A 423-nucleotide genomic window follows, 5' to 3' on the forward strand; every position below is an offset into this window, starting at 1 on the left:
GGCGAGATGCTGGATGGCCCCAGATATGCCGCAGGCGATATAGAGCTGCGGCGCGACCACCTTGCCGGTCTGCCCCACCTGCCAGTCGTTCGGCGCATAGCCGGCATCGACGGCAGCGCGGGAAGCGCCGACAGCCGCACCGAGCTTGTCGGCCACCGGCAGGATGACCTCGCGGAACTTCTCGGCCGAACCAAGCGCGCGGCCACCGGAGATGATGATTTTCGCGGACGTCAGTTCCGGACGATCGGAAGTCGACAGCGCGTCCTTGACGAAGGTCGAAAGACCGGGATTGGCCACCGCCGGGATCGCCTCGACAGAAGCCGAGCCACCTTCCGAAGCCGAGGCGAACGAGGCGGTGCGCACGGTAATGACTTTTTTGGCGTCGGTCGCCTGCACCGTCTGGATGGCGTTGCCGGCATAGAT

1 protein-coding gene is annotated in these 423 nt (G+C 65.5%); it reads right to left on the reverse strand.

Features of this window, described 5'->3' with window-relative positions:
- On the reverse strand, positions 1-423 hold a 423-nt coding region (locus PY649_RS34900; RefSeq protein WP_285873630.1), incomplete at both ends, for an electron transfer flavoprotein subunit alpha/FixB family protein.

The sequence above is a fragment of the Rhizobium mayense genome (genome assembly GCF_030272705.1).
Classification (GTDB): Bacteria; Pseudomonadota; Alphaproteobacteria; order Rhizobiales; family Rhizobiaceae; genus Rhizobium; species Rhizobium mayense.